This window comes from Streptomyces sp. MST-110588 (assembly GCF_022695595.1).
Taxonomy (GTDB): Bacteria; Actinomycetota; Actinomycetes; order Streptomycetales; family Streptomycetaceae; genus Streptomyces.
Window position 1 is genome coordinate 3,749,614 of the sequence record NZ_CP074380.1, and the last position, 20,424, is coordinate 3,770,037.

Consider the following 20,424-nt stretch of genomic DNA (forward strand, 5'->3'; position numbering starts at 1 on the left):
GCCCGGCCGCCCGTACGGTGGCGGCGCGCTGCCCGGCGAGGCGATCGGGCTAGGCTCGCGCCGACGCGTGCCCGTACGCGTCCGCCTGCCAGGACCGACCAGGAGACACCCTCGCCATGGCCAAGAAGCACCGCCCCAGACCAAGGCAGCAAGCTCGCACAACTCCCGGATCACCAACGGGGAGGTGCCCGTCGTCGGTGCGCGCGAGCCCTGCCCCTGTGGCTCGGGCCGCCGCTACAAGGCATGTCACGGCAGGTCGGCGGCGCAGGCCGCGACCGAGCTGGTGCGCCGCCCCTTCGAGGGGCTGCCGGGCGAGTGCGACTGGGTGGCGCTGCGTGAACTGGTGCCCGCCGCGACGGTCGAGCTGACGCTCAAGGGCGGGCTGCCGCAGGGCGTGCCCTCGGTGACGCTGGCGACCGTCCTGCCCATGGCCTGGCCCGCGCTGCGCCGTGACAACGGCGCCGTCCTCCTCGGACTGCAGAACGACACCGCTTCGGGTGACATCAGCCGCGACCTGGCGGACACCCTCCAGCGCGCGCTGACCGCCGAGCCCGGTACGCCGGTCGCCGCCGCCCGCGCGGGTGCCGACGGGCCGCGCCTGCAGGACCTGCTGGACCTGGACGCGCCGTTCGAGCCGGTCGTCCACACCGGCTTCGAGTTCTGGGTGGAGGACGCGGACAACGCGTCGGGCGAGGTGGCGGCCTCCCTGGAGCGGGCGAACGCCGCGGCCATCCCGACCGCGCGGCTCGCCGGGCTCGAAGGCGCCTACTGGTGCGAGGCCCCCGGGAAGAACCACCTGCGCTGGGTCATGTCCCACCCGGAGGAGAAGCTGCTGGACGCGCTCGCGCGGCTGCACGCCGCCGGGACGTCCGCGCTCGGCGAGGGCACCCGCCTGGTCGGGTCCTTCCGCGCGCACGGACTGGTCGTACCGGTCTGGGACCTGCCCTCGCAGATGGGCGCGGAGGAGGCGGCCGGGCCGGCCGCGGCGTTCGGCGAGCGGCTCGCCGGGGCGCTGGCCTCGGACGCCCCGCTGACCCCGGAGGAGCGCCGGGCCCGCAGTGGTCTCACCAACCGTCAGGTAACGCTGAGCTGACAGTGACGACAGTGGCGCGAGGGACGTGACTCCTGTCACAACTCCCCGTGTACACCGGGAAATGCGCGTCCGGAATTCCACGATCGAATTTGCGAACGGCCGATCTCTTGTTACCGTTCTAGGAGCCCGGTCGCTGGTGCATCCCCCGTCGCCAGCGACCGGGCGCTTCCATGTCCCGGTGCCGCCGCCCCGGGCCCGCCCGGACGTTGCGCGTTCCGCGCCTGGTCCGGCCGCCTGCGGCCCGCCTCGGCCGCCTTCCGTACCGGCTCCTCGCCCCGCCGGCCGGTCCCCGTACGCACGGCTGTGGAAGTGCCTCCTGCGGCCTGCGGAACGCGTCCGCACCGTCCCCGTGGGACCGGACTCCGACCCGGGAACCGGCCGATCGCCGTCCCGCGCACCGGCCGTGCACCGGCCCGGCGTTGCTCCGAACGGGTCGTCATTGGTCCGAACCTCTGGCGGGCAGGGTGGAGTTGCTGCCCGCCCGCAGCAACAGCCGCTCCCCGTCCACGTCGGACACCTCCGCCACCGCGCTGTACGCGCCGTAGGCCCCTTCCTCCCCCGCACGGCCCTCCAGCAGCCCGCTGCCAGCCTCGGAGCCCGCCGCCTCACCGTTCCCGCCCCGGCCCCCGTCCAGGCCCTGTACGGTCCGCTCAGCCGGTGTCTCGCACGTCCCCGGCTCGTCCCCGGCGGGCACCTCGCAGTGCGCCTGTACGGTCCCGCCGTCCGGCCGCATCAGCGTCAGTTCGGCACGCAGCGGTGCTCCCGAGGTGTTGCGGTAGTACGTACGCGCCCATGTGCGGCCGTCCGCGGCCACGACACAGGTCTGCGCCTCGACGCCCGCGGGAGAGGCCAGTTCGGGCCCGCACCGCGCCGTGTGCCGGACCGCCGTACCCCCCGGGCTCAGGCCCAGGCCCGCCAGCAGCTCACCGTCGGCCTTTCGCGTACGGCCGAAAGGCCCGGCGTCCGCGCTCCCGCCCGCCGCCGACGCGAGCGGCTCACCGGCGCCGTACGGCGTGCGGGACCGCCCGGACGAGGGCGCGTCACGCGCGCCGGACCGCTCCGAGGGCCCGGGCACGGCCTTGGCCGGCTCGGCGCGCCCGGACTCGGCGGGCCCCGCTGTCGCGGCGGCCAGGGGCAGCGCGATGGCGAGCGCCACCGTGCTCGCGAGTGCGATCATGCGGAGATTCGGCGCGCGCTCCATGGGACCCACCTGCTGTTGACCGGCCGTCGGCGGATGACCGACGGTTCGACCGCCGACGGCCCAACGGTCCGGCGAGGCGACTTGGGTACCGGCCGGGCGCAGCGGCCGACGGCTTGTCGATGCGCCGAACATAGCGGTCACAGGGGGGCGCATCGGAGGCTCACGCACCCGATTCCCCTGGAACACCGGACGCCTCATACCCGTACGAGTGAATCGCGAGCGCGTCGCTTCATTCAGCAGGACGGTCGGGTATGGAGCGAGCGCCTCCGCACGTCCGCGTCCGGCCCCGTGCCGGGCCACATGCCGGGTCCCGGCACCCCCGCCCCCGCGTCAGTACGCCAGCCGGCTGCCGCCGTCCGGGGCGCTGGTGCTGGCCGCCACCAGCGCGTCCACGATGGTCGCCACCTGCGGCAGCCAGGGCGCGCCGGTCCCGGCGGCGGGCGGGCGCTCCCAGCGCACCTTCCCCGCGCCGATCTGCGAGGGCGGCAGCACCACATAGCCGCCCTCGCCGTGGAACCGCAGCGAGCTGGGCACCCACGCGTGCGAGTGCAGCAGCTCGCCCAACTCCTCCAGGCAGTACGGCGAGACGAGCAGCGACCAGCGGGTGGGCGTGGCGACGACCGGACCCAGACGTACGCCGAAGTGGTCCAGGGCCGCCAGGGCCCGCGCCCCGGCCACCGCCGGCAGGCTCACGGCGCACGGCGCCCGGCCGCCGGTGGCCAGCACGACGGGCGCGTCGGGCCGGTTGGTCCACCACCAGCGCACCATACGGGCGTCGGTCGTGGCCGCGAACAGGCCGGGGTCGAAGGGGTGCGCGCCGGGTACCGGGCAGTCCGGGTCGGGGCAACTGCACGGCCGGGCGGCGCGCTCGGCCCGGCCGGGCCACCCGCTCGTCGTACGGCCGCCCGCCGTACGACCGCCGGGCGGCCGTACGGCTGCCTGGAGTCCTACGCCCGGGAGTACGGGCCACTGCCACTCGGTGGCGCAGTGGAGCGCCGCACCGAGCAGTGCCGGCCTTCCGCCGCGCCGGAACAGGAGCTTGCGTCGCCTTCCGAGGATCTCGCGCATGAGCGCTCGTTCCTTTCCGTTAACGCCGAGGGCTATGTCCATCGCACTGAGCACTACGCACTACATGCTGGTTCGTCCCGCTTTGTGGAGGTTCTCGGCGGTTGCCGGCCGCCCCACCACATGGATCTCATTCACTGCGCGTACAGAGCAGCGCATCACGCCGTACACCGAGCGTGGAACGTGGCGGGGGGTGGCGCGCGCAGGGCGCTTGCTGTCCCGTAGTGCATCCCGCCACTTGGGGGTGCGGCGCGGTCGTCGCCGTGTAAGACGCCCGTGCCGGTCGGAGAGTTCCGGTGCGGGTTCAACTGTCCCCGCCCTTTTCGACTCCTACCCGCCACATCGGCCGTGACGCGCTGTCGATCGCCGTCAGTCGACCTCGAATTGACGCCCGGTGGGACATTTTCCGGCCAAACTTTCCATCCCACAGACACCACAAGCCCCAACAGGACAATGCTGGACATCCCATCACCGGGGCGTGTACATGTGGAGGGATTGATAGCGGAGCAACACGACATGGGGGTTTGCGATGCTATTGAGAAAATCGAGCGGTCGGACACACTGTGCGACAGCCCTCCCCGCAACGTCGAAATCCATCCCGTTCACCGTCCTGACCTCGGAAGACACCCGGCGCGACGTAAGCCGTCGGCCATGAGCACCCCCCACCTGCCGAAAGTGGCCGGAATCGAACCCACACTTCCCGGCCCCGCGCACACTGCCGAGCCTTCTTCGGCTCCCCCGGCCGCCTCCCCGGCCACTTCTGCTTCTGCTACCGCCGCCGGTACGGCCACCGGCCCCGGGCCCGGGCCCGACGCCGGCTCAGATGCCGGGGCCGGACCCGGCGCCGCCTCCGCGGACGTCTCGCCCGCCGTCCGGCTCGCCGCCGTCCAGGACCGACTCGCCGGCTGGATCTCCGACCTCACCACCCTGCACGACCTGACCGGACAACTGGCGCGTACGCGGGCCCTGGACGACGCCCTCCAGGAACTGCTGCGCGCCGGAGCGTCCCTGGTCGGCGCGCGCCGCGGCCTGGTCATCCTCGAACCGGCCGACGGCCTGGGACCGGACACCACCCTCGGCCTCGGGCTCGGCCGGGCCGACATCGGTGACATCGAGACCGTCCCGCGCCGCGCGCTGTCCTATGGGCGCATCCTCGACGGCCTTCCGGAACGGGAGAGTGCCGAGGGGTACGGGGGCGGGTCCCGGGCCTCTGGGGCGCACGGCACCGGCACTGGTACGGGTGCCGGAATCGGTGCCGATGCCAGTGCCAGTGCCGGTGCCGATATGGGGGCGGGTGGCAGTACGCCGGGTTCTGTCTCCCCGGCGGACACCGACGCCCCCGGCGCGGGCCCCGCCACCGGCCCCGCCACCGGCACCTCCGACGTCACCGAGCCCGACATCCCCGGCGCCCCCGGCCTGGACCCGCGCCTGCGCGAGGTCGCCGCCCGCCTCGGCTACGCCGCCAGTTACGCCGTACCGCTCGCCGCCGCCCCCATGGGAGGGATCGGCGCCGCGGTCTGGCTCTACGACGAACCGGCCCGCCCCACCGCGCGGCAGCGCCACCTCATCGGCCTCTACCTCGCGTACGCCACCGAGCACCTGGCCCGCCTGCTGGAACTGCGCCGCCAGGAGCGGACCGTCGCCACACTCCGCGAGGAGCTGCTGCCCAGCCGGCTGCCGCGGATCCCGGGCGTACGGCTCGCGGTACGGCACAGCTCCGGGCCGCTGGGCGGCGGCGACTGGTACGACGCGCTGCCGCTGCCCGACGGCGCGCTGGGCCTGGCCATCGGGTCCGTCACCGGCTCGGGGCCGAGCGCGGTGGCCGCGATGGGCCGCCTCAGGGCGTCCCTGCGCGCCTACGCGGTCATGGAGGGCGAGGATCCGGTGGCGGTCCTCTCCGACCTGGAGCTGCTGCTGCGGCTGACCGAACCGGCCCGCAGCGCCACCGCGCTGTTCGCCTTCGCCGAAGCCCCGCCGGCGGTTCCCGGGCCTCTTCCCGGGTCGCTTCCCGGTCCCCATACCGGGCCTCTCCCCGGCCCGGGCGCGACGGACGGACCCGGAGCCGGACCGGGCGGACCGTATGGGCCGGCCGGAACCCCCGGGCCTCCCGGGCCTCCCGGACCGCTCGGACCGGGACCGTCCCCGTCCGGTGGCCCCCCGGTGACCGGGCCGTCCCCGCTGTCCGTCCGCGGCCCGGTCGGCGGCCCGCCCGACCCGTACGGTTACCCCGGCCCCGGTGGTCCCGTACCCGGCAGCCCGGGCTCCCCCGGCGTTCCCGGTGCTCCCGGCGGGCCGGTCGCCCGCAGGATCGTGCTGGCCGGAGCGGGCCACTGCCCCCCGCTCCTCATCGGTGACCACCGCGCGGAGTTCGTGGAGACCTCGCTGTCCGCGCCGCTGGGCATGCTCGCGTGCTGGGAGGCACCGAGCGTGACCATCGAACCGGTACGGGGCGAGACGCTGCTCCTCTACAGCGACGGGCTGCTGCACCGCACCGGCGACCCCATGGACCGCGCCTTCGCCCGGCTGCACACGGCGGCGGCCGGCGTCCCCAAGGCCGTACGCCGCGACCCCGAAGCGATCGTGGATCACATGGTCCGCGCGCTGCTGCCGCAGGGCCTGGAGGACCCGCGGTCGCAGGAGGACGTCGTCCTGCTCGCCGCCCATTTCGAATAGGCCGAACAGCGGCCGACCCCAGGCAGCACCCCTCACGCACTCCTCGCGCACTCCTCACGCACTCCTCGCCCACTCCTGGTGCCCTCCTCGTGCACTCTTCGCGCACACACCGACGCACACCGCCACCGCCCCGTCCCCGGTGGCGCGACAGGACCGAAAGCCGCAAAAGTTCATGGCTTCCTGCCCCTGGACCGCCCTTCATTCGCACATACGATGGAGGGCGATTCAGTCCTAAAAGGAGGCATGGTGACCGACGAGCTCACGCCGGAGACCCCGGACAGCGAAGAGCAGCCGATCAAGCAGCGCAAGAACGGCCTTTACCCGGGCGTCTCGGACGAGCTCGCGGAGAACATGAAGAGCGGCTGGGCCGACACCGAGCTGCGCGACCTCAAGCCCGTCGAGCAGGCCCCGAACGCCGCCCGGCGGCGCGAGGCGCTGTCCCGGCGCTTCCCGGGCGAGCGGCTGGTGATCCCGGCGGGCAACCTCAAGACCCGTTCGAACGACACCGAGTACGACTTCCGTGCCGCGACGGAGTACGTCTACCTCACCGGCGACCAGACCGAGGACAGCGTGCTCGTCCTGGAGCCGCGGGCCGACGGCGCCGAGGGCCACGACGCGACGCTCTACCGCCTGCCCCGCTCCAACCGCGAGAACGGCGAGTTCTGGCTCGACGGCATGGGCGAGCTGTGGGTCGGCCGCCGCCACAGCCTCAGCGAATCCGAAGCGCTGCTCGGCGTTCCGTGCAAGGACGTACGCGAGCTGGCCGAGGCGCTGCGCGAGGCCACCGGCCCGGTCCGGGTCGTACGCGGCCACGACGCCGGCATCGAGGCCGCGCTGACCGACAAGGTCACCGCCGAGCGCGACGAGGAGCTGCGCGTCTACCTCTCCGAGGCGCGGCTGGTCAAGGACGACTTCGAGATCGGCGAGCTCCAGAAGGCCGTCGACTCAACCGTCCGCGGCTTCGAGGACGTCGTGAAGGTCCTGGACAAGGCCGAGGCGACCAGCGAGCGCTACATAGAGGGAACGTTCTTCCTGCGGGCCCGCGTCGAGGGCAACGCCGTCGGCTACGGCTCCATCTGCGCCGCCGGTCCGCACGCCACCACGCTGCACTGGGTCCGCAACAACGGACCGGTCCGCCCCGGCGACCTGCTCCTGCTGGACGCGGGCGTGGAGACCACCACCCTCTACACCGCGGACGTGACCCGTACCCTGCCCATCGACGGCACCTACACCGACCTCCAGCGCAAGATCTACGACGCGGTGTACGAGGCCCAGGAGGCGGGCATCGCGGCCGTCAAGCCGGGCGCGAAGTTCCGCGACTTCCACGACGCCTCGCAGCGCGTCCTCGCCGAGAAGCTCGTCGAGTGGGGCCTGGTCGAGGGCCCGGTCGAGCGCGTCCTGGAGCTGGGCCTCCAGCGCCGCTGGACCCTGCACGGCACCGGCCACATGCTCGGCCTGGACGTCCACGACTGCGCCGTGGCCCGTACGGAGACGTACGTCAACGGCACACTGGAGCCGGGCATGGTCCTGACCGTCGAGCCCGGCCTGTACTTCCAGGCCGACGACCTGACCGTGCCGGAGGAGTACCGCGGCATCGGCGTACGGATCGAGGACGACATCCTGGTCACCGAGGACGGCAACCGGAACCTCTCGGCCGCGCTGCCGCGCCGTGCCGAGGAGGTCGAGGCGTGGATGGCCGCCCTGAAGGGCGAGCAGTCCTGACCCTCTGCTGTGATGCGGCGGGCCGCTGATCCGCGGCCCGTCAGGCACAGGTGACGGCCGGTGCCCCCTCTGGGGCCTCCCCGGCCGTCACTCGTCATTCCCACTCGTCATTCCCACTCGTCATTCCCACTCGTCATTTCCACTCGTCATTTCCACTCGTCATTTCCAGTCGTCGTCCCCCGTACGAACACACCCGCCCGCGCCGAGACGTACGCCGCGCTCGCCGCGGACTCGATCAGCTCCGCGTCGACGGGACGGCGGGCGATGAGCATGCGGTAGTAGAACGGCGCCCCCAGCGCGGCCATGACGTCGCCCGGATCCGTACCGGCGGGCACCTCCCCCCGTTCGACCGCGCGCACCACCATCCGCCCGGCCAGCCGCAGCCGGTCGTCGAAGAACTCCCGCAGCGCGTTCGACGCCTGCGGCTCCCGCGCCGCGGCGGACACCACCGCCTCGATCAGGCCGTGGTGGCGCGGCTCCGCGTAGAAGCGGGCGATGGTGGCGGCCAGCGCGCGCAGGTCCGCGAGCAGCGAGCCGTTGTCGGGCAGCGGCACCCGCTCGCTCATGTCCGCCAGCAGATCACACAGCAGCCGCTCCACCGAACGCCACCGCCGGTAGAGCGTCGCGAGGTGGATCCCCGACCTCTGAGCGATCCGCTCCATGCTCAGCGCGGCGTACCCGCCCTCACCCAGTTCGTCGAAGACCGCGGCCAGGACGGCCGCCCGGGTACGGGCCGTCCGTCCGCCCGGCCGGGTCGCACCCGGGGTGGGCTGCGCAGTGTTCATGGCCGCTCCGTATTGCAGTGCGGGTTCCCGCCAAGTATTGTCCGGAACACATTAACGCGAGCAACTTCGCGTTAGCTGGTCATGCCGGTCCCGCGCCGCCGGGGACACCGCGGGGGAGGTCCACCGTCGCCGCGGGACCGCGCTGGCCAGCCCTCGCAGTTGCCCCTGGCCCGCAGGCCGGTCCGCAGGCGTCATGAAGCCACTCCGCCTCCGAGAACCACCGAGGAATCCCCTCGATCGGCAGATCATCGTCGCCGAACGACCCCGTGACGGCCAGATCTACTGATGGAAAAGAGCTGTGCGATCACCACGACAGGGCGGACAGACCGGCTGAAGTCCAGCGAACTGTGGCTGGAAATAGCCGACGATTTCCCCCGATTCGATGTTTTCCGGATAAATATCATCGGCCATAAGCATGCCAAGTCGGCACGCGCCAAGATCATGTTTACCTGAATCAGTGTCAGCAGGTCACGATCCTGGTACTTACATCAAGACTGTCAGGACGCCATGGGAAGCGTCGCCCCCTCCCTCCATTTGAGGATCTTGTCGAAACTCACCACCGCGCCGTGCCGCCCCGAGCGGTTGCGGTAGCGGACGTGGTCGGTGAGGGCCTCAATAAGAAAGAGCCCCCGTCCGTGCTCGGCCTGGGCCGGGGCGGGGGCTGCTGCCATCTGCTGAGGCGGTGTCGGATGGGCGGGCTGTTTGGCCCGGCGGTTCCTCCTGGTGCGGGGCGGCCGTTCCGTGAAGCCGGGGCCGGAATCGGTCACTTCGATGCGGCAGGTGTCCCCGTTGATGAAGGCGGTGACCCGGTAGTCCTCCGTGGTGCCGTCACCGCCGTGTTCGACGGCGTTGGCGCACGCTTCGGAGAGGGCTACGGACAGGTCGTGGGAGATGTCGGGGTCGACCCCGGCCGTCTCCATCGTTCCCAGGAGGAGCCGTCGGGCGAGCGGCACGCTCGCGGCCTCGCGCCGCAGATGGAGGGACCACCAGATGCTCATCGCTGTAGCCTCCAGGTCACGGCTCGACATACCGATACGTATTGCCGGGCCCGGAGGTCCGTAAGCGTGCCGTTGACGTGACTCCGCTCATTCGGCGGATGTATGGATCATGCCGACCGGTGTAGGGGAGGTGTAGGGGAGAGGATTCCCGCAAATCTCCACGGGTCCCGCGAACCTCCACGGGTCCGCGTCGGCCCGCACCGGCTCGCACGGGCCCGTACGCGGGCACCATGACGAGTGGCCGGACGACGGCCCTGCCGATGGCGTCCCGTAAGCGCAGTGGGATGATGGCGCGGCCATGTCTGCACCGTCCGCCCCCGCCCCGCGTGCCGCCGCCGATCTGCGGCTGCTTCGGGCCGCGGTCTTCACCGCGGTCTGCGTCGCGCTGTCCGCGGCCGGGCACATGGCCGGCTCCTGTGCCGCCGTCCCGCTGTGGACGCTGGGTACGGGCTGCGCGGTGGTCTTCGCGGTCGCCGCACCGTTGGCCGGACGGGAACGGTCGCTGCCGGGGATCGCCGCGGCGCTGGCCGCCGGGCAGCTCGCCCTGCACGCCCTGTTCGCGCTGGGGCAGCACTCCACGGCCCTGTCCATGTCCGGTCCGGCGTCCACGGGTACGGTCCTCAGCGACCGCTCGGCGATCGTCCTCGCCCAGCACATCACGTGCGGCCTGGGCGCCGGGCAGCTCGGCGGTGCCGAGGCCCGCCACATCCTGCACACCGCCGCGATCGGCCCGGCCGCCGCCGGGTATCCGGCGGCGCTCGCGGATTCGGGCACAACGGCCGGGGCCATGCTCCCCATGGCGGACGGCGGGTACGCGGGTCCCCCGGCGGTCCACGGGCTGCTCCCCTCCGTACCGATGCTGATCGCCCATCTGCTCGCCGCGCTCGCGGCCGGCTGGCTGCTGCGCCGTGGTGAGGCGGCGCTGTGGCGCCTGGTACGGCTCTCCGCGCCCGCCGCGCGCGAGGCCATGGCCGCGGCGGAGTGCCTGGTCGGCGCGTTGCGCTGGGCGCTGACGCTCGTCCGCGCGCTGCTCGCGGGCCTGCGCGGAGCCTTCGACGGTACTGCGCGCCCCCTTCGTTCGTACGGACATGACAAAGCCGGCCCGAAGGAACTCGCGCTCGCCCACAGTGTCATCAGGCGGGGCCCGCCCGCCCCGGCCCTCGCGGCCTGACGACACGCGCAGCACACCCATCCCCACAGGACGGGGCCCCGGCCGGACCGCCGGGCCGGCTCGCGTGCCGCCGCCGCACGCCCGCCACCCATCCCTTCCCTCCTTCCTGTGGAGCGTTTCCTCATGTCCCGGACCACCGCACCGTCCCGCCGTCTCGTCCGCCGGCTGCCGCTGATCGGCGGCGTCGCCGCCGGCAGTGTGCTGCTGCTCGCCGCCCCCGCGTTCGCGCACGTCAGCGTGCAGCCCGGACAGGCCGAGAAGGGCGGTTACGCGACGATCAACTTCAAGGTGCCCAACGAGCAGGACGCCGCCTCGACCGTGAAGCTGGAGGTCACCCTGCCCGCCGACCACCCGCTGGCGTCCGTCATGCCGCAGCCGGTGCCCGGCTGGAAGGCCGAGGTCACCAAGACCAAGCTCGCCAAGCCGATCGAGATGCACGGCAAGAAGATCGACGAGGCGCCCTCCAAGATCACTTGGACGGCGGACGGCGGCAAGATCGGGCCGGGCGAGTTCCAGCAGTTCCCGCTGTCGGTCGGCAAGCTTCCCGAGGACGTCGACCAGCTCGTCTTCAAGGCCCTCCAGACGTACGACAACAAGGACGTCGTGCGCTGGATCGAGCCGGCCAAGGAGGGCGCCGAGGAGCCGGAGCACCCGGCGCCGGTGCTCAAGCTCGTCGCCGCGAGCGGTGACGGCCACGGAGCCGGTGCGGCGGGCGCGGCCGGTGCCAAGAGTGCCTCCACCCAGAACGCGTCCGGGACCGGCTCCTCGGACAACAGCGACACCACCGCGCGGGTGCTGGGCGCCATCGGCATCCTCGTCGGCATCGTCGGGGTCGCCTTCGGCGTGCTCGCCGGCCGGCGCCGCAGCGCCTGAATCCGTACGGGCGTCGGGACCGGCCGCGTACGGTCGGCAGACGTGCCCGCCGGCTCGGCGGCGTATGCGCGTGGGGTGCCCACCGGCGCCGGAGCCGGCCGTACGCGGCCGAGCCGGCACCCGGTGCGCCGGTCCCGCCCCCTCACCTTCCTGAAAACGGACGAATGTCATGCCTGTAACGCGTAGCAGAAACGCGCTCGTGGCCGCCCTCGTGGCCGCCACGGCCCTCACCCTGACCTCCTGCGGCAGCGACGACGACAGCAACAAGGCCGTCGCCGACGTGTCCGGAGGCATCCGGTCCAAGCCGATCGTCACGCTCGACTCCCCCATGGAGAAGCCGGACCTCGTCCTGACGGACACCGACGGCAAGAAGTACGACCTGATCGAGCGGACCAAGGGCCACCCGACCCTGATCTACTTCGGCTACACCCACTGCCCGGACGTCTGCCCGCTGACGATGAACAACATCGAAGTGGCCATGAAGCAGCTCCCCAAGGCCGAACAGGACGATCTGCGCGTCGTCTTCGTCACCTCCGACCCCGAGCGCGACACCCCGGCCGCGCTGAAGAAGTGGCTGGCCGGCATCAACAAGAAGTTCATCGGGCTGACCGGTGACTTCGACACCATCCAGACCGGCGCGAGCCGCGTACGGATCGGCATCGAGAAGCCCGTCAAGAAGAAGAACGGCGACGTCGTCTCCACCCACGGCGCCCAGGTCCTGCTCAGCTCCCCCAAGGACGACAAGATCCACTGGATGGGCATGCAGGAAGCCACGCCCGACAACTACACCGCCGCACTGCCGAAGATCGTCAAGGGACAGAACCCGTGAACCGCCGCACCACCCTCGCCGCCGCCCTCGCCCTGACCGCCGCTCTCGCCCTCGCCGGCTGCGGGTCCCAGGACGCCGACGGCGTCAAGGACGCCAAGGACTCCAAGGGGGGCGCGCCGCAACTGAAGGTCTCCGGCGCATACATGCCCCAGCCGGTCACGCAGGAGATGGCCGGTGCCTTCATGACCGTACGGAACTCCGGCGGCACCGCCGACAAGCTGACCTCCGTCACCAGCGACATCTCCAAGGACATCACGATCCACGAGACCGTCGGCACGAAGATGCAGCAGGTCGACGCGCTGGACGTACCGGCCGACGGCCAACTGGAGCTGGCCCGCGGCGGCAATCACCTGATGTTCATGGGGCTGAAGAGGAAGCCGGTCAAGGGCGACAAGGTCACCGTCGAGCTGCACTTCGAGAAGTCCGGGCCGGTCAAGGTCGACGTACCGGTCGAGGCGAGCACCTTCGTACCGAAGAAGAAATAGCCCAGCAGTCCGAGCAGTCCATGCAGTCCCAGCAGTTCATGCAGTTGCAGTCCGAGCCGAAGAAGAAGTGAGGGGACACCCGCCATGTCCACCACCGCCCTCCGCGCTCCCGGGGTCACCGGCCGCGCCGCCATCGGGTTGCGGCCGGTGCTGCGGCCACTGCTGCTCGTCGCGGCCGTGCTCGGCGCGCTACTGGCCGGCGCCGCCCCCGCCTCGGCCCACGCCGCGCTGACCGGCAGCACTCCCGCGCAGGGATCGGTGGTGGACCGCGTCCCCGAGCAGGTCGCCCTCACCTTCTCCGAGGGCGTCCTGATGGGGGACGACTCGATCCGCGTCCTGGATCCGCGGGGCAAGCGCGTGGACCGCGGCCATCTGCGCAACCTGTGCAGCGGCGGCACCGTCAAGTACGGTGCCGGGCTGCCCCCCGGCCTGCCCGACGGCACGTACACCGTGGCCTGGCAGGCCGTCTCCGCCGACAGCCACCCGGTCGCCGGCGCCTTCACCTTCTCCGTCGGTGCGCCCTCCAGGACCAGCGCGCCACTGCCCCAGCAGGAGGCCGGCGGCGGCGTGGTGGGCGCCCTGTACGGCATCGCCCGATACCTCGCCTACGCCGGGTTCGTCGTGCTGGTGGGCGGCGCGGCGTTCGTTCTGCTCTGCCGTCCGGCCGCGGCCCGCGTACGGTCCGTACAGCGCCTGGTCGTACGGGGCTGGGCCGTACTGACCGCCGCCACGATCGCGATGCTGCTGCTGCGCGCGCCGTACACCGGATCGGGCGACCTCGCCGACGTCTTCGACCTCGGCGGGCTGCGGGACGTGCTGACGACCAAGCCGGGCGCGGCCCTGGTCTCGCGGCTGCTGCTGCTCGCCGCCGCGGCACTGTTCGTCGCGGTGCTCTTCGGCGCGTACGCCCGCGCGCAGGAAGCCGGCGCCGGCGCCGCACCCGGAGGCGGCGCCACGGATACCGACGACAGTGCGGACGCCACGGATACCGACGACAGTGCGGACGCCGCGGACACCGGGGCCACCGCGGACGCCGAGGACGACAAGCGCCGCAAGGACCTCTCTTTCGGTCTCGGCATCGGCGGAGCGATCCTCGCCACCGGCCTCGCCGCGACCTGGGCGATGGCCGAGCACGCCTCCACCGGTGTGCAGCCCGGCATCGCCATGCCCGTCGACGTCCTGCACCTGCTGGCCGTCGCCACCTGGCTCGGCGGCCTGGTCGCCCTCCTCGTCTCGCTCTACCGTGGCCCGGCCGTCGAACGTTCCGGTGTCCAGCGCTTCTCGCGGCTGGCGTTCGGCTCCGTACTGGTCCTGGTGGTCACCGGGATCTACCAGTCCTGGCGCCAGGTCGGTACCTGGTCGGCGCTGGGCGGCACCTCCTACGGCCGGCTGCTGCTCGTCAAGATCGGCCTGGTACTCGTCCTCGTGGGCATCGCCTGGGTGTCGCGGCGCTGGACGGCGCGGCTCGGCGAGGGCCCGGCCGCCGAGGCGGAGGCCGCCGCGGTCCTGGAGTCCAGCACGGTCCTGGAGTCCAGCGCCGACGACCTGAAGTCAGGGAGCGGGAGCGCAAGAGACGGCCGTACGGCAGACGGCACCGCAAGCGGCCGTACGCAGGACGGCGGCTCGGGACCGGACCGTGAGCTGGTCACCGTCCCCCCCGACCCGGCCCGCGCCGCCCAGCTAGCCCGCCAGCGCGCCGCCGCTGCCGCCGCCCGCGACAAGCGCGTCCGCGACGCCGACCCCGAGCGCTGCGGGCTGCGCCGTTCCGTACTGGCGGAGGCGTCGGTCGCCGTCGTCCTGCTGGCCGTCACCACCGTGCTGACCTCCACCGAGCCCGCCCGTACGGAAGAAGCCGTACGGGCCGCGGGCGGGGCCGCACAGTCCGCCGACGCCAATCAGCCGCTGGTCCTGAACGTGCCGTTCGACACCGGCGGCACCCGCGGCAAGGGCACCGTCCGCGTCGACCTCGACCCCGCGCGCAGCGGCAGCGCCAACGACCTGCACCTGCGCGTCGCCGACCCGGACGGCAAGACCATGGACATCCCCGAGGTGAAGGTCTCCTTCACCCTCAAGGCCAAGGGGCTCGGGCCGCTGCCGGTGACGGCCGACCACGTCAGCGAGGGCCACTGGAGCGCGCGCGGCGTCCGGCTCCCGGTGCCGGGGCAGTGGCGGCTCGCGGTCACCGTGCGTACCTCCGACATCGACCAGGTGACCGAGACCAGGAACGTGAAGATCAACTGATGACCGCCTCCGACGCTTCGACTCCTTCCGACGCTCCCACTCCTTCCGACACCCCCACTTCCTCCGACGCTCCCTCTCCTTCCACCGACCGCGCCTCCTCCGTGGACCACGGCCCGTCGGCCTCCCCCGGCCGCGCCTCCCGCGCCCCCGTCGAACTCTCCCGCCGCCGGCTGCTGGGCACCGTCGGTGCCGCGGGCGCGGCCGGACTCGTCGTGGGCGCCACCGGCGGCGTCATCGGTGCCACCGCCGCCCGGGAGGACGCCCCCACCGCGCTGACCACCATCGGCTCGACCTCCGTCCCCTTCCGCGAGGAGCGGGCCCGGCACCAGGCGGGCATCACCACCCCGCTCCAGGCGTGCGGCCATCTCGTCGCCTTCGACCTCGCCCCCGGAGCCGGCCGCAAGGCCGCCGCGGCCCTGCTGCGCCGCTGGTCGGCGACGGCCGAGGAGCTGATGGCGGGCCGCGCGCCCGCGCACGACACGGGGATCGCGCTGGACGCGGGCCCGTCCTCCCTCACCGTCACCTTCGGTTTCGGCCGGACCTTCTTCGACCGTACGGGCCTGGCTGCGCGGCGCCCCGCACAGCTCGACCCGCTGCCGGAGTTCTCCGCCGACGCGCTGGACCCCAAGCGGAGCGAGGGCGACCTGTGGGTCCAGATCGGCGCGAACGATGCGCTGGTCGCCTTCCACGCGCTGCGCGCCCTCCAGAAGGACGCCGCGGGCACCGCCCGGCCGCGCTGGCAGATGAACGGCTTCAACCGCACTCCCGGCGCCACCGCGCGCCCCATGACGACCCGCAACCTGATGGGCCAGGTCGACGGCACCAACAATCCCAAGCCCTCGGACGAGGACTTCGACGAGCACATCTTCGTGGGGCGGGACGCGGAGCAGGAGTGGATGCGCGGGGGTTCCTACGCCGTCGTACGCCGTATCCGCATGCTGCTGGACGACTGGGAGCGGCAGCCGCCGGCCAAGCAGGAGGCGGTCATAGGGCGTCGCAAGTCCGACGGCGCCCCGCTCAGCGGCGGGAGCGAGACCACGCCGATGGACCTGGGCAAGCTCGGTCCCGACGGGGGGCTGGTCATTCCCGCCGACGCCCACGCGCGCATCGCGGCGCCGGACGCCAACCAGGGCGCGACGATGCTGCGGCGGCCCTTCTCCTTCCACGACGGCTTCCGCGAGGACGGTGCTCCGGACGCCGGGCTGCTGTTCATCTGCTGGCAGGCGGACCCGTCGCGGGCTTTTACGCCGGTGCAGCGCAAGCTGGACCGCGGGGACGCGCTGTCGGCCTTCCTGCGGCACGAGGCGAGCGGTCTGTTCGCGGTGCCGCCCGCCGCGGAGCCGGGCGGGTACGTGGGCCGGCCGCTGCTGGAGGGCTGAGGTACCGAGGTACGTGACCGGGCGGGGATCCAGCCGGTCACGGGGCAGGGGCCCGGCGGGTAACCGGGCAGGGGCCCGGCGGGTAACCGGGCCGGGGTCCGGCGGGTGACGGGGCAGGGGCCCGGCGGGGCTGCCCGTCACGCGGGACCCGCATCCGCCCGCGGGCGCCCTCGGTATCGTGACGGGACACGGGAGATCGCGGGGAGCCCCCGCAGGCACGCGAGGGAGTCACCCTGATGTCGGACAGCCGCTACACCTATCTCGGCCCCGAGGGCACCTTCACCGAGGCGGCGCTGCGTACGCTGCCCGAGGCGGCCACCCGCGAGCTGGTGCCGATGGTCTCGGTGCCGGCCGCGCTGGACGCCGTACGCGCAGGTGAGGCGGCTGCCGCGCTGGTGCCGATCGAGAACTCCGTCGAGGGCGGGGTGACCACCACCGTGGACGAACTGGCCGCCGGCGAACCGCTGATGATCTACCGCGAGGTGCTGCTGCCGATCGCCTTCGCACTGCTCGTACGGCCCGGTACGAAGCTGTCGGACGTCAAGACGGTGACCGGGCATCCGGTCGCCCAGCCCCAGGTGCGCAAGTGGCTGGCGGCCCAGCTCCCGGACGCCGTGTGGGAGTCGGCCGCGTCCAACGCCGACGGGGCGCGGCTGGTCCAGGAGGGCCGCTACGACGGCGCGTTCGCGGGGGAGTTCGCGGCGGCGACGTACGGGCTCCGGCCGCTGGTCACCGGCATCCACGACGCGCAGAACGCCGCCACCCGCTTCGTGCTGGTGGGGCGGCCGGCCCGGCCCGCGGCCCGCACGGGGGCGGACAAGACCTCGGTCGTGCTGTGGCTGCGTACGAACCGGCCCGGTGCCCTGCTGGAGCCCTTGCAGGAGTTCACCGCGCGCGGGGTCGGCATGATGCGCATCGAGTCGCGGCCGACCGGTGAGGGCATCGGCCGCTACTGCTTCTCGGTGGACTGCGAGGGCCATGTCACCGACCGCAGGGTGGGCGAGGTCCTCAAGGGGCTCAGGCGGATCTGCCGGGACGTACGGTTCCTCGGTTCGTACCCGAGGGCGGACAGGGTGGCGGCGGACGTACGGCCGGACACCGAGGACGCGGCCTTCACCGAGGCGTCGGACTGGCTGGCCCGCTGCCTCGACGGGCGGGTCTGACCCGCCCCGCCAGGGCGTCCACGACTTGTCCACAGAGTTGTCCACAGACTTGTCCACGGGTTTATCCACAGGCCCGGTTCTCGACCTGGGGATAAGTCGACTTGGCCGAGCCTCCGGCGACCGTCCGACCCGGACAGAGTCGACATATCCCTCTAGTGATGCCCACCCCTCTCCACAGCTTGCGGACGGGCGGGCATCCCGCTCCGCGTCAGCACAATTCGCCCGATCAATCCTTTAGGGCGAGGTAATGCCACACGAAAGAGCGTACGGAGGAGGTTTTGGCGAGGAATCCACGGACCAGCCTTTCAGAAACGGAATGACTTCTTCCGACTTCCACAGATTCCACACACAGCCTGTGGATAAGAGTTCCCAGGCTTCTCGCACCTGTGGACAACCCGGTGGGGCACACGCCCGGTCATGCCCCAACTCCCCGCCCGGCCGGGCCTGGTCACCTTGATCCGCTCTGCGGGAAAGGGAGCAAATGCCCCAGGTCCGGGAATTCGCGCGAATTTGCTCCGACCGCCCTCCGGCCTCCCCGTGAATGGAATAAACGATATCAAAACGGACAAAAGGTGACGCGCCCGGGGAATATCACGTCGATCGCCGGGCCCGGCCCCGGTAGCCTGGTGGGGTGATTGACCTTCGCCTGCTCCGTGAGGACCCCGACCGTGTGCGCGCCTCCCAGCGCGCCCGTGGAGAGGACGTCGCGCTCGTCGACGCACTCCTCTCCGCCGACGAGCGGCGCAGGACCTCCAGCGTCCGCTTCGACGAGCTGCGCGCCGAGCAGAAGGCGCTCGGCAAGCTCATCCCCAAGGCGCCCGCCGAGGAGAAGGCCGAGCTGCTGAAGAAGGCCGGCGAGCTGTCCGCCGCCGTCAAGGCCGCCGACGCCGAGCAGGACGAGGCCAACGAGGAGACCCAGGCCCTGCTGCGCAAGCTCGGCAACCTCGTCCACCCCGACGTGCCCGTGGGCGGCGAGGAGGACTTCACCGTCCTGGAGACCGTCGGCACCCCGCGCGACTTCGCGGCCGAGGGCTTCGAGCCCAAGGACCACCTGGAGATCGGCCAGGCGCTCGGCGCCATCGACGTCGAGCGCGCCGCCAAGGTCTCCGGCTCGCGCTTCTACTACCTGACCGGCATCGGCGCGCTCCTGGAGCTCGCGCTCGTCAACGCCGCCATCGCGCAGGCCACCGAGGCCGGCTTCGTACCGATGCTGACCCCGGCGCTGGTCCGGCCGCACGCCATGGAGGGCACCGGCTTCCTCGGCCAGGCCGCGGAGAACGTCTACCACCTGGAGAAGGACGACTACTACCTGGTCGGCACCTCCGAGGTCCCGCTCGCCGCGTACCACATGGACGAGATCATCGACGCGGCCAAGCTGCCGCTGCGCTATGCCGGCTTCTCGCCGTGCTTCCGTCGCGAGGCCGGCACGTACGGCAAGGACACCCGCGGCATCTTCCGCGTCCACCAGTTCGACAAGGTCGAGATGTTCTCGTACGTCGCGCCGGAGGACGCCGAGGCCGAGCACCGGCGCCTGCTGGAGTGGGAGAAGCAGTGGCTGACCGGCCTGGAGCTGCCCTTCCAGGTGATCGACGTGGCCACCGGCGACCTGGGCGCCTCCGCCTCGCGCAAGTTCGACTGCGAGGCGTGGATCCCGACCCAGGGCAAGTACCGCGAGCTGACCTCGGCCTCCAACTGCGACGAGTTCCAGGCCCGTCGGCTGTCGGTCCGTATGCGTGACGGCAAGAAGGTGCAGCCGCTGGCGACGCTGAACGGCACGCTGTGCGCGGTGCCGCGCACCATCGTGGCGATCTTCGAGAACCACCAGCAGGCTGACGGTTCGGTACGCGTACCGGAGGTGCTGCGCCCCTACCTCGGCGGCCGGGAGATCCTGGAGCCCCTCGCCAAGTGACCCCACCGCCCTACAAGCTCGTCGCGACGGATCTGGACGGGACGCTGCTGCGCTCCGACGACACCATCTCGCGGCGCACCCGCGACGCGCTCGCCGCGGCCACCGCGGCGGGCGCGGCCCACATCGTCGTCACGGGCCGTGCCGCGCCCTGGACCCGGCACATCCTGGACTCCCTGGACTACCGGGGAATAGCGGTGTGCGGGCAGGGCGGACAGGTCTACCACGCGGGCGAACACCGGCTGCTGACGTCCGTCACGCTGGACCGGCAACTGGCCGGTCTGGCGCTGGCCAAGATCGAGGCCGAGATCGGACCGCTGCTCCTGGCGGCGAGCCGGGACGGGCTGGACGGCGATGTCGTGGTCGCCCCCGGCTACCGCATCCAGGAGGGGCCGCTGCCGCACGTCATGATCGATGACCCCGGTGACCTGTGGGCGGCCCCGATCAACAAGCTCTACCTCCAGCACCCCCGCCTGGACGACGACGCCCTGGCCGAGGCCGCGCGCACGGTCGCCGGGGACCTGGTGGGCGTCACCATGGCCGGCCCCGGCATCGTGGAACTGCTCCCGCTGGGCCTCTCCAAGGCCACCGGCCTCTCCCTCGCGGCCCGCCGCCTGGGCGTCAAGGCCGCGGACACCATCGCCTTCGGCGACATGCCCAACGACATCCCCATGTTCGGCTGGGCCGCCCACGGCGTAGCCATGGCCAACGCCCACCCGTCCCTGAAGGCGGTCGCCAACGAGGTCACCACCGCCAACGACGAGGACGGCATCGCGGTGGTGCTGGAGCGGGTGTTCGCTTAGCGGGTGGTGATACGTAGGGTCCAGGTCGGGCCTTACG

The 20,424-nt window shown here is 72.3% G+C and carries 17 protein-coding genes; 13 read left to right on the forward strand and 4 right to left on the reverse strand.

From position 1 onward, the window contains the following. The first annotated feature begins 169 nt into the window (after window positions 1-169). On the forward strand, window positions 170-1,093 hold the full coding sequence (locus KGS77_RS16465) for a DUF5926 family protein (protein ID WP_242587502.1): 924 nt from the start codon (window positions 170-172) through the stop codon (window positions 1,091-1,093). 436 nt (window positions 1,094-1,529) lie between these two features. Here KGS77_RS16465 and KGS77_RS16470 read toward each other — a convergent pair whose 3' ends face one another. Both KGS77_RS16470 and KGS77_RS16475 read right to left on the reverse strand, forming a co-directional pair. Then, window positions 1,530-2,270: a hypothetical protein gene (locus tag KGS77_RS16470; RefSeq protein WP_242582196.1), complete on the reverse strand. Its 741-nt coding sequence runs from the start codon at window positions 2,268-2,270 to the stop codon at window positions 1,530-1,532. Window positions 2,271-2,624: 354 nt separating this feature from the next. Further along, a complete protein-coding gene (locus KGS77_RS16475) occupies window positions 2,625-3,362 on the reverse strand; it encodes a bifunctional DNA primase/polymerase (RefSeq protein WP_242582199.1) in 738 nt (245 codons plus the stop codon). A gap of 648 nt (window positions 3,363-4,010) precedes the next feature. Here KGS77_RS16475 and KGS77_RS16480 point away from each other — a divergent pair. Then, window positions 4,011-6,032: a SpoIIE family protein phosphatase gene (locus KGS77_RS16480; RefSeq protein ID WP_242582202.1), complete on the forward strand. Its 2,022-nt coding sequence runs from the start codon at window positions 4,011-4,013 to the stop codon at window positions 6,030-6,032. A 246-nt stretch (window positions 6,033-6,278) separates the two neighbouring features. Continuing rightward, window positions 6,279-7,754 carry an aminopeptidase P family protein gene (locus KGS77_RS16485; RefSeq protein ID WP_242587503.1) on the forward strand — a complete coding sequence of 492 codons (1,476 nt, stop codon included), beginning with the start codon at window positions 6,279-6,281 and terminating at the stop codon, window positions 7,752-7,754. 146 nt (window positions 7,755-7,900) lie between these two features. On the opposite strand, the gene KGS77_RS16490 is transcribed toward KGS77_RS16485, so the two are convergent. Then, window positions 7,901-8,539 (reverse strand): TetR/AcrR family transcriptional regulator, encoded by a 639-nt coding sequence (locus tag KGS77_RS16490; protein ID WP_242582205.1) that lies wholly within the window; start codon window positions 8,537-8,539, stop codon window positions 7,901-7,903. A 285-nt stretch (window positions 8,540-8,824) separates the two neighbouring features. Here KGS77_RS16490 and KGS77_RS16495 point away from each other — a divergent pair, with 285 nt between their 5' ends. Next, entirely contained in the window at window positions 8,825-8,992 is a 168-nt protein-coding gene (locus tag KGS77_RS16495; protein WP_242582208.1) for a hypothetical protein, read from the forward strand. A 44-nt stretch (window positions 8,993-9,036) separates the two neighbouring features. Here the strand turns inward: KGS77_RS16495 and KGS77_RS16500 are convergent, their stop codons facing one another. After that, window positions 9,037-9,537 carry an ATP-binding protein gene (locus KGS77_RS16500; protein ID WP_242582220.1) on the reverse strand — a complete coding sequence of 167 codons (501 nt, stop codon included), beginning with the start codon at window positions 9,535-9,537 and terminating at the stop codon, window positions 9,037-9,039. 298 nt (window positions 9,538-9,835) lie between these two features. On the opposite strand from KGS77_RS16500, the gene KGS77_RS16505 reads away from it, so the two are divergent. The 9 genes from KGS77_RS16505 to KGS77_RS16545 all read left to right on the forward strand — a co-directional run bounded on the left by KGS77_RS16505 (window position 9,836) and on the right by KGS77_RS16545 (window position 20,387). Beyond that, window positions 9,836-10,708, forward strand: coding sequence for a hypothetical protein (locus KGS77_RS16505; RefSeq protein WP_242582224.1), 873 nt, complete (start codon window positions 9,836-9,838; stop codon window positions 10,706-10,708). A 123-nt stretch (window positions 10,709-10,831) separates the two neighbouring features. Further along, entirely contained in the window at window positions 10,832-11,581 is a 750-nt protein-coding gene (locus tag KGS77_RS16510) for a YcnI family protein (RefSeq protein ID WP_242582227.1), read from the forward strand. A gap of 169 nt (window positions 11,582-11,750) precedes the next feature. Then, window positions 11,751-12,410: an SCO family protein gene (locus KGS77_RS16515; protein ID WP_242582232.1), complete on the forward strand. Its 660-nt coding sequence runs from the start codon at window positions 11,751-11,753 to the stop codon at window positions 12,408-12,410. Further along, window positions 12,407-12,895 carry a copper chaperone PCu(A)C gene (locus KGS77_RS16520; protein WP_242582235.1) on the forward strand — a complete coding sequence of 163 codons (489 nt, stop codon included), beginning with the start codon at window positions 12,407-12,409 and terminating at the stop codon, window positions 12,893-12,895. The genes KGS77_RS16515 and KGS77_RS16520 overlap by 4 nt, the downstream gene beginning before the upstream one ends. A gap of 84 nt (window positions 12,896-12,979) precedes the next feature. Next, window positions 12,980-15,136: a copper resistance protein CopC gene (locus tag KGS77_RS16525; RefSeq protein ID WP_242582239.1), complete on the forward strand. Its 2,157-nt coding sequence runs from the start codon at window positions 12,980-12,982 to the stop codon at window positions 15,134-15,136. Then, a complete protein-coding gene (gene efeB / locus KGS77_RS16530) occupies window positions 15,136-16,515 on the forward strand; it encodes an iron uptake transporter deferrochelatase/peroxidase subunit (protein ID WP_242582242.1) in 1,380 nt (459 codons plus the stop codon). The genes KGS77_RS16525 and efeB overlap by 1 nt, the downstream gene beginning before the upstream one ends. 236 nt (window positions 16,516-16,751) lie before the next feature. Next, window positions 16,752-17,678: a prephenate dehydratase gene (gene pheA / locus KGS77_RS16535; RefSeq protein WP_242582244.1), complete on the forward strand. Its 927-nt coding sequence runs from the start codon at window positions 16,752-16,754 to the stop codon at window positions 17,676-17,678. A gap of 631 nt (window positions 17,679-18,309) precedes the next feature. Beyond that, on the forward strand, window positions 18,310-19,587 hold the full coding sequence (serS, locus tag KGS77_RS16540; RefSeq protein WP_242582246.1) for a serine--tRNA ligase: 1,278 nt from the start codon (window positions 18,310-18,312) through the stop codon (window positions 19,585-19,587). Beyond that, window positions 19,584-20,387 carry an HAD family hydrolase gene (locus KGS77_RS16545; RefSeq protein ID WP_242582248.1) on the forward strand — a complete coding sequence of 268 codons (804 nt, stop codon included), beginning with the start codon at window positions 19,584-19,586 and terminating at the stop codon, window positions 20,385-20,387. Before serS ends, KGS77_RS16545 begins: the two co-directional genes overlap by 4 nt. The last annotated feature ends 37 nt before the right edge of the window (window positions 20,388-20,424 follow it).